Here is a 12,403-nt window from a genome sequence, read left to right as displayed (position 1 = left end):
GGCAGATAGGAGGATTGTTCGGTCCATGCCGGTCCCGATGATTACGGTGTGTTTCAGGGCGATCTGCCAGTGCCGTGACCGGAGAAGGGACCCCGTCATGCGAGTGCCCAGTCGTAGCCCGGGACAGCAGCCCGGCACGCCCGCGTCGCCCACCGCACCGGCCCGCCGCCAGCCCTTCGGCAGCAGCCCTCGACGGCTTACCGCCGCAGCCGCACCCGACCTCGCCGCCTACCGGGCGGCCGTGGCCGAACTGCTCGTCGAGGTGGGCGCCCTGGCCGACGCGGCCAGCACCCGGGCCCGGCAGGTGCTCATCGACCAGCGGCTGCGCGAGCCCGCCCTGGCGGCGGTGCTCGACGCCACCCCGCAGGGTCTGCTCGGTGCGCGCGAGACGCTGCTGCTGGAGATGGCCCGCTACCAGCCGAACGACCGCACCTCGGCGCGGGACCTCACCGCGCTGGTCCGCATCTACCTGCTCTCCCGCATCGACGTGCTGTGGTGGCAGGACGCGCCGGCGTTCGTCACCGACGACCAGGTCAACGGCAGTGCCGAGCTCGTCGACCTTGAGTGGCTGCGCCGCCGTGACCTGCTGCGCTTCCGCTACCAGGAGCAGCCGGCCACCGTGCTGGGCCGCGCGGCGCGGGGGCTGCGCCGCCGACTGCGGCCGGACGCGACACCGCGCACCGCCGGACTGCTGTTCCGGCGCGCCCGGCGGGAGGTCGTGGCGCTGCTCAACGACCTCGGGCGGGAGTTCGCCGCCACCGCGCCCCCGGCCACGCCGCCACTGTGGGTGACAAGCCTTGTCCGCAGTACGGAGCACCAGTACCGCCTGCGCCGCCTGGGCTACGCGGCGATGCTGCCCAGCGGGCACTGCCTCGGCTACTCCGTCGACGTCGAACTGGCCTGGTTCGAACGGTTCGGCGCGCGGGAGGCCCTCGCCGAGCTGCTGCTGGCCCGGCAGGGGGCCGGAGAGCTGAACGTGATCGACGAGGGCCAGGCCTGGCACCTGTGCCTGGCACCCACCGCCCGGCGTCGACTGCGCCGGGCGTACGAGGCCGAGTTGGGGGTCTGAGCCCGTGTGTGGCATCGCGTTGAGTATCGGCACCGAGGCTGACCCGGCCACCTTCCGGCGGATGCTCGCCGCCCTCGCCGCCCGAGGTGAGGTCACCGAGACCCGCTCCGAGAACGGGCTGCTCGCCGGCACCCGCCGACTGCGGATCGTGGACCGGGATCGGGCCGTGCAGCCCTGGACCTCCACAGACGAGCGCTTGTTGCTCTGCTTCAACGGCGAGATCTTCAACCATCTCCAGTTGCGCGCCCAGCTCACCCGCCTCGGGCAGGTGTTCCGTACGCACAGCGACACCGAGGTGCTGCTCGCCGCGTTCCAGCAGTGGGGCGAGGCGGCGGTGACCCGCCTGCGCGGCGAGTACGCGTTCGCCATCGTCGAGCGGGCCACCGGCCGGGTGTACCTGGCTCGGGACCCGCTCGGGGTGAAGCCCCTGTACTGGTCGCGGCGACCCGGCTGTCTGCACGTGGCCTCCGAGGTCAAGGCGCTCGTCGGGCACCGCGCCCCGATCGTCGAGGTGCCGCCGGGGCAGCACGGCTGGGCCGAGCCCGACGGGCAGGTGCGCCTGCGCCCGTACGTCGACCTGCTCACCATCGGTGAGGGGCTGCCGGTCATCGACGATCCGGACGAGGCCACCCTGCTTGTCCGCGCCGCGTTGACCGACGCCATCCGGATGCGGGTGGACACGGACCTGACAGTGGGGGTGGTGCTCTCCGGTGGGCTGGACAGCTCGCTCACACTGCGGCAGGTGCGTGACATCCATCCGGATTGTGTGGCGGTGACCGTCGGCGTGCCGGACAGCCCCGACGTGACGTACGCCCGGCGGCTCGCCGCCGACCTCGACGTGCCGCACGTCGTTGTCGAACTGAGGCCGCGGGACATCCGGCTGGCCGACGTGCGCGAGGCCATCCGGATCTCCGAGCTGACCGAGTACGGCGACATCATCAACGCCGTCGTCTCGGTGCCGATCTTCCGGCGGCTGCGGGATCTGGGCGTCAAGGTGGTGCTCACCGGGGACGGCTCCGACGAGCTGTTCGGCGGCTACTCGATGTATCACCAGGTCGACCCGGTCGCGTCCCGGCGGCTGTTCCTGCATCGCATCCGCAACCTGTGCCGCACCGAGTTGCAGCGGGTCGACCGGGCCGCCATGGGCCACGGCGTGGAAGCTCGGGTGCCGTTTCTCGACCTCAGCGTCGTGGAGTTGGCGATGCGGCTGCCGCTGGACCTGAAGCTGCGCGACGGTCAGGAGAAGTGGATCGTCCGCCGGGCGTTCGCCGACGTCCTGCCCGACTATGTGCTGCGGCGGCCCAAGAACCCGATGTCGTACTCGTCAGGGCTGCACGAGCGCGTCCGCCTGTACAAGCCGCTGTTCGCCCGCATGCACCGCGCGTTCGGCTACGACCTGCTGGAGCCGGTCCGCCGGGACTTCGACACGGTGCTGAGCCGGTGCGGCAACGACCTGGACCGGGCCATCGCCGACGGGATGAACCGGCCCGACTACACAGTCCTGGAGCACGCCCGCGACCTGGTCGGTGCGGCCAAGTGGAACGCCGCGCCGATGGTCCGCAGGCTCGTCGGCCCGCGCCCACCCCGCCGCTGAGCGGTGCCTCCACCGGGCCGCGGGCCGGTGCGGTGCGCTTGACTCTGACACGATGTCAGGGGCGAGTGTGGGGGGACCATGTTCACCATCGGAGACTTCGCCAGACTCGGCCGGGTGTCGGTGCGGATGCTGCGCCACTACGACAGCATCGGGCTGCTCCGCCCGGCAAGCGTCGACCCGCACACCGGATACCGGTTCTACCGCGCGGACCAGTTGCGCCGGCTCAACCGGGTGATCGCCCTCAAGGACCTGGGTCTCACTCTCGACCAGGTGCGGGCGATCCTCGACGACGCCGTCGACGTCGCCGAGCTGCGCGGCATGTTGCGGCTGCGCCGCAGCCAGCTGGCCGAACAGCTGGCCGCCGACACCGCGCGGTTGACCGCCGTCGAGGCGAGGCTCCGCATGATCGAATCGGAGGGTCGGATGACCACCCAGGACGTCGTACTCAAGGAGATCGCGCCGGTCCGCCTCGCGGAACTGACCGCCGTCGCACCCAGCTACCAGGCCGAGGACATCGGCCCGGTGATCCAGCCGCTCTACCCCGAGCTGTTCGGCCGGTTGTCGGCTGCCGGTGTCACCCCGACCGGGCCGGCCATCGCCTGGTACGAGCCCGCCGACCCGGAAGGCGACGCCGTCGTCGTCCACGCCGGGGTCATTGTCGACGCCGAGCCGTCCGCGACCTTCGACGTCACGATGCGGGAGCTGCCCGGGCTGCGCAGCGCGGCGACCATCATCCACCACGGCGCGATGGACGACGTCGAGTCGAGCATGCAGACGCTCGCCCGGTGGATCGATGAGAACGGCTACCGCACCGACGGGTTCGCCCGGGAGCTGTACCTGGAGTATTGCCCGGACACCCCGGAGAAGGGCATCACCGAACTCCAGCTCGCCGTGTACCGGGACTGATCCGCCCAGCGCCAGGTCCGATTGCCGCCAGCGTCCGTGCGGCCGCCGGGCAAGGCTGGACGGATGACGAACAGCTCATTCCGCATCCACGCCCTGCCGGCCGCAGCGCTCGACACCGTCCGCCGTACCGGCCGCGACGCCGCCGACCGACCGATCGAGGCGCTCGCGGCCGGTGGCGGGGAACCGCTGCGCTGCTGCCTGCGCGACGCCGAACAGGGGGAACAGCTGCTCCTGTTCGGTTACGCGCCGCCGGTCGCTGCCGGCCCGTACCGGGAGGTCGGCCCGGTCTTCGCGCACGCCGCCGCCTGTCCGGGCCCGGACCCCGCGGGCGTCCACCCGCCTGCGTGGCGGGGACGACCCCAGGTCCTGCGGGCGTACGACCGGCAGGGCCGGATCTGCGGCGGCCGGTTGCACGACGGTACGGACCCGGAGGCGGTGATCGTCGAGCTGCTCGCCGACCCGGCGGTGCACCAACTGCACAGCCGCAACGTGGTGTACGGCTGCTTCATGCTCGCCGTGCAGCGGTCGGCCGTGTGACGCGAGCGCGACCGCTCGCCGCTCAGCTCACCAGCAGCAGCGCGCCGACCGCGGCGAGCGTGCCGGTGACGGCCAGCAGAGCGCTGCTCAGCACGAACCGGCGCATCGGCACCGTCACCCAGGCCGCCCGGCACCGCTCGAACCAGAGCAGTGTGGCCAGCGACGCCCAGGGCGCGGCCAGCGGGCCGATGTTGGTGCCGATGAGCAGGGCCAGCAGACGGGTCTCGTCGCCGGCAGGCAGCACCGACTCGCCGGCCAGGTACGCCGGCAGGTTGTTGACAGCGTTGGCCAGCAGCGCCCCGGTGCCTCCGGCGCGCAGCGCACCGGCCGTCCCGCCGTCGGTGCCGAGCAGCCGGGCCACCAGGTCGTCCAGCCCGTGGCGGCCCAGGGTCTGCACCACCAGGAACAGGCCGGTGACGAGCAGCAGCAGGCGTACGGGCACCAGGGCGGGACGCAGCGTGGCGGGGGAGCGGACGAGGAATCCGACGAGCACCAGCGCGAGCGCGACGGTGGAGGCGACACCGATCTCCACACCGGCGAGGATGCCGGCCACGAACAGCATGCAGCCCGCGAGGGCGGTGCGGTACAGCACCGGGTCGGCGGGTACGTGCCGGGCGGGTGGGACGAAGCGCCCGCCGACCGGCCGTTCTCGCCGCCACCAGGCGTACCAGAGCAGCGTCATGGTGACCGCCACGGCGGCGGCCTGCGGCAGCGCCATCCGCGCCGCGTACGCCAGCGGGGGTAGCCCGACCCGGTCGGCGGCCAGCAGGTTGGTCAGGTTGGACACCGGCAGCAGCAGGCTGGCGGTGTTCGCCAGCCAGACCGTGGTGACGGCGAGCGGGCCGGCCGGGACGTGCAGGCTGCGGGCCAGCGCGAGCAGCACCGGGGTGAGCAGCACGGCGGTGGTGTCCAGGTTGAGCACGAGGGTGGTGGCCGTGGCGAGGCCGCCGCAGAGCAGGAACAGCGCCGCCCAACTGCCACGGGAGGCACCGGCCAGCCGGCTGGCCAGCACGTCGAAGACGCCGGCCACGGCGGTCAACTCGGCGAGCACGATCACGGTGCCGAGGAAGAGCAGCAGCGGCAGGACGCGGTGCAGGGTGGCGGCCGTCTCCGCGCGGGGGAGCAGCCCGCCGAGCGCGCAGGCCGCGCCGGCCACGGCGAGGACGGCAGCTACCAGGTCGAGCGGATGGGGACGCCAGCGCCGGGTCGGCCCGGGTGGGGGGAGGGGCGCGTCGGAGAGGGGCGCGTCGGCGACGGCGACAGACTTCACGTCTGACCACGTTCTCACCAACGCTGGTCCGGCGCCCGCGCTGGCCCCGTCGTGGTGACCAGTCCCACCAGCGCACCGGGTGCTCGCCTGCCGTCCGGCAGCGGCACACCCGTACCTCTGGAACGTGGCCGGGCCCGGCCCCCGAGGTTCGGGGACCGGGCCCGGCGTCCTGCGCGGTGCCTGCCAGATCAGTGCGTGACGACTACCAGCTCAGGTAGCTGGGCTGGGTCTGCACGTTGAGCTCCTTGTACTTGACCAGCTTGGCGGTCCAGGTGCGCCAGTCGTTCAGCTCCAGGACGTCCAGGCCCTTCACCATGTCGTTGGAGTAGATGTACCCGTTGTAGTAGTACGCCGACCAGGTGCCACCGCCGACAAGCGTGTCGGCCGAGAGCGGACCGCGCTCCCAGAAGGCGATCTCCTTCGGCTTGGCCGAGTCGGTGAAGTCCCAGACCGAGATGCCGCCCTGGTACCACGCCTGGACCATGATGTCCCGCCCGAGCACCGGGATCAGCGAGCCGTTGTGCGCCACGCAGTTCTCGGTGTCCGCGTTGTTGCGGGGGATCTTGTAGTAGCTGCGGAAGTTCATCTTCCGGGCGTCACCGCGACCGGTGATGTCGTAGATGGCGTCCGCGCCCCGGTTCGGGCCGATGGCTTCGTTGCAGGTCGCCGCGCCGCCGCCACCCAACTCGTCGGTGAAGATCACCTTGGTGCCGGAGTTGTTGAACGTGGCCGAGTGCCAGAACGCGAAGTTGGTCGTGTCCCGCACTCGGTTGAGCACCCGGGGCGCCTCCCGGTTGCGGATGTCCATCAGGATGCCGTCACCCATGCAGGCGCCGGCGGCCAGGTCCTTCTCCGGGTAGGCCGTGATGTCGTGGCAACCGGTGGTCGCCGAGCCGCTCGTGCTGCCCGGGAAACCGCCATCCGGGAACAGGTTCGGCGTGGCGACCACGGCAGCGTCGGTGGGCTTCTTCAGCGGCACCTTGACGATGGAGATGGAGTCGTGCGGCGGCTGGCAGTCGGGGAACTCGGCCCGCGGGCTGTACGACGAGACGTACAGGTAGACCGCCTTGCGGTCCTTGCCCGGCACCAGGGTGTGGGTGTGCGAGCCGCAGGCCGTCTCGACGGACTTGATGTACCGCGGGTTGGCCTTGTTCTTGATGTCGAAGATCTTGATGCCCTCCCACGACTCCTTCACGCTGGCCGCCTGCGTAGTGCTGTTGCAGGAGTCGTCGCTGCGGGACGAGTCGGTGGAGAGGAAGAGCAGGTCACCGTGGACGGAGATGTCGTTCTGCGACCCCGGGCACAACACGCGCGACGTGACCTTCGGCGCGCTGGGCCGCGAGATGTCGTAGATGACGAAGCCGTTGTAGTTGCCCGCGAAGGCGTACTTGCCCTGGAAGGCGAGGTCGCTGTTGGTCCCGTCGAGGGGCGCGACCTTCGGGATGTTGGCGATCTGGCGGAGGTTGGGGCTGCTCACGATCTCGTCGACGCCGGGGATCGTGTTGGCGGCAGCGGGCGCCGGAGCCGACTGTGGAACGACCTGGGCGCTGCTTGCCGGTGCGGTGAGGACGCTGGCGACGAGGAGGCCGGTGGCGGCGAGCGCCACGATCCGAATCTGTCGGATCTGTGGTTTGTGGAGTCTGATCATCGGCGGGGCCCTTCGCACGGGGGAGACGATGGTGCGCACATTACCGCCGGAAGAAGAGTGTCGATGTGAGCCGCGTCACATCACAACGCCTTTGTCAATGGATAGCATCGCGACTACCTCGACCCCAGGGAGTGGCCCATGACGAGTCGGCGCGCACGGTTGCTGGCGCTTGTCACACTGGTGCTCCTGCTGCCCGTGGTGGCGTTCGTCGTCCTCCGCGCACGGGACACCTCCGGGACGTCCGCCGCGCAGCCGGTCTCGGCACCCACCACCGCCGCGCCGACCGTCAGCCCGGTACCCACCGACCTCACGGTCATCGCACCCGGCCGGCCCGGCGAGCCCGCGGCCACCCGGCCGGCCCACGAGGTCCGCGACGCCGGCGCCGCCCCACACAACTCGTTCGACGTCTGGTTCGTCCGGATGATGATCCCGCACCACGCGCAGGCCCTGGAGATGGCGCAACTGGCGCCCGACCGCGCCGCCAACCCGGCCGTCCGCGCCCTCGCCGACCGGATCCGGGCGAGCCAGGGCCCGGAGATGGGCCTGATGCGCGGCTGGCTGAAGACCCGTGGCATCCCGGAGGACGCCCCGGGGCACGACCACGGCACCATGCGCGGGATGCAGTCACCGGAGGCGTTGCGGCAACTGGCCGCCGCCCGCGGGGCCGAGTTCGACAGGCTCTTCGTCCGGATGATGACCGAACACCACGAGGGTGCCATCGAGATGGCCACCAACCTCCTCAAGGTCGGCTCCGACCTGACGCTCGGCGAGTTCGCCAACTCCGTCGCCACCGAACAGACCGTCGAGATCGACCGCATGCGCCAGGCCCTCGCCGGCTGAGCGAAAGGGCGGCCAGCCAGCGCGTACGCTGGGTGACCGTGAGTCGCACGCTGTTCGGTCGCCCGCTGCGCGGTGTCGCGTTCGACGTCGCCGTTTCGGCCGGGGTGCTGCTCTTCGGTCTTGCCGGGGCGACCAACCAGCCGGGCGGCTGGGCCGCCAGCGGCGTCGGAGCGGCGATGGCCGTGGCGCTGCTGTTCCGCCGCATGCACCCGTGCGCGGTGACAGTGGTGGTCGGGACGCTCGCCCTGTTACAGGTGATCGCCGGGTGGGGTCCGCTCGCCTTCGACGTCGCCGTCCTGATCGCGCTCTACAGCGTGGTGAAGTACGGCAGGCGCCTGCGCGACGGCGTCCTGGCCGGCGCGGTAGCCGCCGTGGGTGTGCTGCTCGCCGCCGCGCAGACCCCCGCCGGCATCAGCTGGTGGGGCACCGCGATGTGGTACGCGCTTGTCACCGGAGCGGTGTGGCTCGTCGCGCTGAACGTGCGCACCCGCCGGCTGTACGTGCTCAGCCTGGAGGAACGCGCCAACACCCTGGAACGCGAGCGGGAGGCCGAGTCCCGGGCGGCAGTCGCCGAGGAACGCACCCGGATCGCCCGCGAGCTGCACGACGTGGTGGCGCACAGCATGGCTGTGATGATCGTGCAGGCGGACGGGGCACGGTTCATGCTCGACCGCGACCCCGAGCAGGCGCGCACCGCCGTGAAGGTGGTCGCCGACACCGGTCGGGCGGCGCTGGAGGAGATGCGGCGACTGGTCGGGGTGCTCCGCGATGCCGGCCCGTCCGACGCCGGCGGGTCGGCGGTGGTGTCCGACCCGGAACACCGCCGCCTCGCCCTGGCCGAGTTGCCCGATCTGCTGGCCCGGTTCCGCGACGCCGGGCTGCGCGTGCGCGACACCGTCACCGGTGACGCGCCGGCGCTGCCGCCCGGCCTGGAGCTGACCGTCTACCGGGTGGTGCAGGAGGCGCTCACCAACGCGCTCAAACACGCGGGCGTCGGCGCCGACGTCGAGGTGACCCTCGCCTACACCGACGACGTCGTCGTGGTCCGGGTCGTCGACGACGGCCAGGGCCGCCCGGCCGTGGGCCCGGCGCCGTCCGGCGGGCACGGCCTGCTCGGCATGCGCGAGCGGGTGACTGTGTACGACGGCACCCTCACCGCCGGCCCCCGACCGACCGGGGGCTGGCAGCTGGAGGCCCGGCTACCGCTACGGTCGGAACCCGCAACGGAGGTGATCGCGGCATGACGGTCCGGGTGGTGATCGTGGACGACCAGGCGCTGGTACGCGCCGGGTTCCGGATGGTGCTGGACTCCCAGCCCGACCTGGAGGTGGTCGGGGAGGCCATCGACGGCGCCGACGCGCTGCGCGTGCTCGCCCGCACCGAGGCCGACGTGGTCGTGATGGACATCCGGATGCCCACCATGGACGGGGTGGAGGCGACCCGCAGGCTCTGCGCCGAGCGTCCCACCGGCCCGCCCCGGGTGCTGGTGCTGACCACCTTCGACACCGAGGCGGACGCGTTCGCCGCGCTCCAGGCCGGGGCGAGCGGCTTCCTGCTCAAGAATGTCCCACCGGAGGAACTGCTGGCGGCGATCCGGGTGGTGGCCCAGGGCGACTCGGTGGTCGCGCCGTCGATCACCCGTCGGCTGCTGGACCGCTTCGCCGGCCAGCTCGGCGCCGGCCCCACCGCCGACCCCCGGCTGGCGCAGCTCACCGACCGGGAACGCGAGGTGCTGCTGCTTGTCGCGCAGGGGCTCTCCAACGCCGAGATCGCCGCGAAGGTCCACGTGGCCGAGGCGACCGTGAAGACCCACGTCGGTCGGATCCTGGCGAAGCTCCAGCTCCGCGACCGCGTCCAGGCAGTGGTGCTTGCCTACGAGAGCGGACTGGTGACCCCCGGCCGGTGACCTGACGTACGACCCGGGGCGTATGGCCGGCGGGCCGAGGGCTACTCAGGGCGTACGCGGGTCGAGCGCGCAGGTGGAGAACGATCGGAGCGCACCGGCCATAGCGTCGAGGGGACCGATCCACGCCTGTACCGGGAGCCTTTCCATGATCCGAATGACGCTGCGCTCGCTGCGCGCCGAAGCCCTGCGCATGCTGCTCTCCGCGCTGGCCGTCGTGCTCGGCGTCGCGTTCATCGCTGGCACTCTGATCTTCGCCGACGGGATGCGTGCCGGCGCGTACGACCGGGCCGGTGTGTTCGACAGGCACACCGACCTCGGTGTCTATCCGCGCGGCGACACTCCACTGCCGGCCAGCCTGGTCGAGCGGGTCCGGGCTGTCGACGGGGTGGTCGCGGCGGCCGGGGAGTTGACCGGCACGGCGGGGGTTCTCGGCGTCGACGCCCGGCCGGTGCTCGGGTTCGCCGTGCTCGCCGCCATCCCCACCGAACCAGCCCTGCGCTCGTACGACGTGGTCGCCGGCAGGCTGCCCGACAGCGCCGGGGAGGTGGTGCTCGACGCACCCACAGTTGCCGAGGAGGGCTTCACCCTCGGCGCCCCGGTCCAGATCGGCGGCACCGGTGACGCCGCCCGCCCGTACACCCTTGTCGGGACCGTCGACGTGGCCGGCACCACCCGCGACGTCGGCGGACCGTTCATCGGTCTGGTCGGGTCCGACGCCCTCGCGGTCACCGACGGGCGCGGCTACGGCCGGATCATGGTGGCGGCGCGGGCCGGGACCTCCGGTGCGGCGCTTGCCGAGCGGGTACGCGCGGCCGTCGGCGCCGACGTCGAGGTGAAGGGCCGCCAGCAGATCCTCGACGACGCCGTCGACGACGCGGTCCGTGACCTCAACCAGTTCACGATGCTGCTGCTCACGTTCGTCGGTGTCGCGGTGGTGGTGGCCGGCTTCGTGATCGCCAACACCTTCGCCATCGTGCTGGCCCAGCGCACCCGGCGGACCGCGCTGCTGCGCCTGGTCGGCGCCACCCGGGGGCAGGTCTTCCGGGCCGCCCTGCTGGAGTCGGCGCTTGTCGGGTTTGTCGCCTCCGCGCTCGGTGTGCTGCTCGGTGTGGGCCTCGCCGCCGCGATGCGGCTGCTGATGTCCCGGCTGGACGTGCCGTTCACCGGCGGGCTGACAGTGGCCGGCTCGACAGTGCTGACCAGCCTGCTCCTCGGCACCGCGCTCACAGTGGCCGCCGCGCTGCTGCCGGCCTGGCGGGGCACCCGGGTAGCGCCGGTGGCCGCGCTCACCGACGCCGCGGTGCAGCCCAGCCAGGGCGCCGGCCTGCTGCGACTGGCCCTCGGCGCGGTGGTGCTCGGCCTCGGCATCGCCACGCTTGTCGGTGCCGCCAGCGCTGGGCAGGTGCTGCTGGTGGCACTGGGCGGAGTGCTCGCGTTCTTCGGCATCGTGCTGTTCGGGCCGGTGCTCGTACCGGCGCTGGTCCGGGTGATCGGCTGGCCCGTCCGCCGGCTGGTCGGAACGACAGCAGGGCTGGCGGTCGAGAACGCGGTCCGTAATCCGCGCCGGGTCGCCGCGACCGCGACGGCCCTGGTCATCGGGATCGGGCTGGTGTCGGCGTTCGTTGTCGGGGCGCGCAGCACCAAGGACGGCATCGAGCGCAACGTGGACGCCCAGATCGGTACGGACTTCGTGGTCACCGGCATCGGGCAGGACCTGCCCGCGCTGCTCGCCGCCGAGCTGGCGGCACTGCCAGAACTGGGCGTCGTGCACGAGCAGCGCACCATGATCAGCGACGACGTCCGGATCCGCACCGCCCATCCGGCGCTGGCCGGCCGGACGCTCAGCGGCGACGTCGGGCGGCTCGGGCCGGGGCAGGCGCTCGTGCACAGGGAGTTGGCGCAGGCGCGCGGCTGGCAGGCGGGCTCCCCACTCACCATCGCGGGACGGTCGTTCCAGGTGGGCGCTGTGGTCGCCGACGACGGGACCGCCCCGGTCGCCGGTGCCGTGCCCGCGGGACACGTCATCTACCTGACCGGCGCGGACTTCACTGCCCTCTTTCCCGACCAGCGGGGCTTCCTCGCCGAGATCGACCCCGCTCAGGGCGTGAGCGCCGAACGGGCCCGCGACGCGATCGAGGCGGTGCTGGCCCGCTACCCGACGGTCAACCTGCTGGACCAGGGCGCGTACAAGAAGATGCTCACCGGCACTGTCGACATGCTGCTGGCGTTCGTCACCGCGCTGCTCGGCCTCGCCGTGGTCATCGCCCTGGTGGGCGTGGCGAACACGTTGAGCCTCTCGGTGGTGGAGCGCACCCGGGAGAACGGCGTGCTGCGGGCGATCGGGATGACCCGGAGCCGCATGCGGGCCATGCTCGCCGTGGAGGCGGTGCTGATGGCGCTGGTCGGCGCGGTGCTCGGCATCGGGCTGGGCACCGGGGTCAGCGCCGCGGCGATGGCAGTGCTCGCCCGCCTGGGTGGCGACTTCCATGTGGTGCTGCCACTGGGTCAGCTCGGGCTGATCCTCGGCGTCGCGGTGCTGGCAGCCCTGCTCGCCTCGGTGCTGCCGGCACGCCGGGCGCTCTCCCGACCCGTGGTCGAGGCGCTCGGCGAGCAGTGACCGGCGCCTCAGCGGC

At 72.2% G+C, this 12,403-nt stretch carries 10 protein-coding genes; 8 read left to right on the top strand and 2 right to left on the bottom strand.

From position 1 onward, the window contains the following. Window positions 1-97: 97 nt before the first annotated feature. From F4558_RS10595 to F4558_RS10580, 4 genes are all read left to right on the top strand, one after another. On the top strand, window positions 98-1,069 hold the full coding sequence (locus F4558_RS10595) for a DUF5715 family protein (RefSeq protein WP_167943913.1): 972 nt from the start codon (window positions 98-100) through the stop codon (window positions 1,067-1,069). A 4-nt stretch (window positions 1,070-1,073) separates the two neighbouring features. After that, on the top strand, window positions 1,074-2,663 hold the full coding sequence (locus tag F4558_RS10590; RefSeq protein ID WP_167943912.1) for an asparagine synthetase B family protein: 1,590 nt from the start codon (window positions 1,074-1,076) through the stop codon (window positions 2,661-2,663). Between the two features lie 78 nt (window positions 2,664-2,741). Further along, a complete protein-coding gene (locus F4558_RS10585; RefSeq protein WP_053660003.1) occupies window positions 2,742-3,569 on the top strand; it encodes a MerR family transcriptional regulator in 828 nt (275 codons plus the stop codon). A 63-nt stretch (window positions 3,570-3,632) separates the two neighbouring features. Beyond that, on the top strand, window positions 3,633-4,106 hold the full coding sequence (locus F4558_RS10580; protein WP_167943911.1) for a DUF1203 domain-containing protein: 474 nt from the start codon (window positions 3,633-3,635) through the stop codon (window positions 4,104-4,106). Between the two features lie 22 nt (window positions 4,107-4,128). Here F4558_RS10580 and F4558_RS10575 read toward each other — a convergent pair whose 3' ends face one another. After that, on the bottom strand, window positions 4,129-5,376 hold the full coding sequence (locus tag F4558_RS10575; protein ID WP_167943910.1) for an SLC13 family permease: 1,248 nt from the start codon (window positions 5,374-5,376) through the stop codon (window positions 4,129-4,131). A 202-nt stretch (window positions 5,377-5,578) separates the two neighbouring features. Continuing rightward, window positions 5,579-7,024, bottom strand: coding sequence for an LVIVD repeat-containing protein (locus F4558_RS10570; protein WP_167943909.1), 1,446 nt, complete (start codon window positions 7,022-7,024; stop codon window positions 5,579-5,581). A 138-nt stretch (window positions 7,025-7,162) separates the two neighbouring features. Here F4558_RS10570 and F4558_RS10565 point away from each other — a divergent pair, with 138 nt between their 5' ends. From F4558_RS10565 to F4558_RS10550, 4 genes are all read left to right on the top strand, one after another. After that, window positions 7,163-7,864 carry a DUF305 domain-containing protein gene (locus tag F4558_RS10565; RefSeq protein WP_167943908.1) on the top strand — a complete coding sequence of 234 codons (702 nt, stop codon included), beginning with the start codon at window positions 7,163-7,165 and terminating at the stop codon, window positions 7,862-7,864. Between the two features lie 32 nt (window positions 7,865-7,896). Beyond that, window positions 7,897-9,108, top strand: coding sequence for a sensor histidine kinase (locus F4558_RS10560; RefSeq protein WP_167943907.1), 1,212 nt, complete (start codon window positions 7,897-7,899; stop codon window positions 9,106-9,108). After that, the gene (locus F4558_RS10555; RefSeq protein ID WP_053660016.1) at window positions 9,105-9,770 is read left to right on the top strand and encodes a response regulator; all 666 of its coding nucleotides are present in this window, start codon (window positions 9,105-9,107) and stop codon (window positions 9,768-9,770) included. Before F4558_RS10560 ends, F4558_RS10555 begins: the two co-directional genes overlap by 4 nt. A gap of 145 nt (window positions 9,771-9,915) precedes the next feature. Continuing rightward, window positions 9,916-12,387, top strand: a complete 2,472-nt coding sequence (locus tag F4558_RS10550; protein ID WP_167943906.1) for an ABC transporter permease — start codon at window positions 9,916-9,918, stop codon at window positions 12,385-12,387. Window positions 12,388-12,403: the final 16 nt, after the last annotated feature.

Origin of the sequence: Micromonospora profundi (assembly GCF_011927785.1) — a bacterium.
Lineage (GTDB): Bacteria > Actinomycetota > Actinomycetes > Mycobacteriales > Micromonosporaceae > Micromonospora > Micromonospora profundi.
The sequence above is the reverse complement of the archived record's forward strand: the minus strand, read 5'-3'. Positions and strand labels throughout refer to the sequence as shown.

What these genes read in the sequence shown, in the direction of transcription:
- F4558_RS10595 (WP_167943913.1), top strand. Translation starts at nt 98, where the DNA reads ATGCGAGTGCCCAGTCGTAGCCCGGGACAGCAGCCCGGCACGCCCGCG.
- F4558_RS10585 (WP_053660003.1), top strand. Translation starts at nt 2,742, where the DNA reads ATGTTCACCATCGGAGACTTCGCCAGACTCGGCCGGGTGTCGGTGCGG.
- F4558_RS10580 (WP_167943911.1), top strand. Translation starts at nt 3,633, where the DNA reads ATGACGAACAGCTCATTCCGCATCCACGCCCTGCCGGCCGCAGCGCTC.
- F4558_RS10570 (WP_167943909.1), bottom strand. Translation starts at nt 7,024, where the DNA reads ATGATCAGACTCCACAAACCACAGATCCGACAGATTCGGATCGTGGCG.
- F4558_RS10565 (WP_167943908.1), top strand. Translation starts at nt 7,163, where the DNA reads ATGACGAGTCGGCGCGCACGGTTGCTGGCGCTTGTCACACTGGTGCTC.
- F4558_RS10555 (WP_053660016.1), top strand. Translation starts at nt 9,105, where the DNA reads ATGACGGTCCGGGTGGTGATCGTGGACGACCAGGCGCTGGTACGCGCC.
- F4558_RS10550 (WP_167943906.1), top strand. Translation starts at nt 9,916, where the DNA reads ATGATCCGAATGACGCTGCGCTCGCTGCGCGCCGAAGCCCTGCGCATG.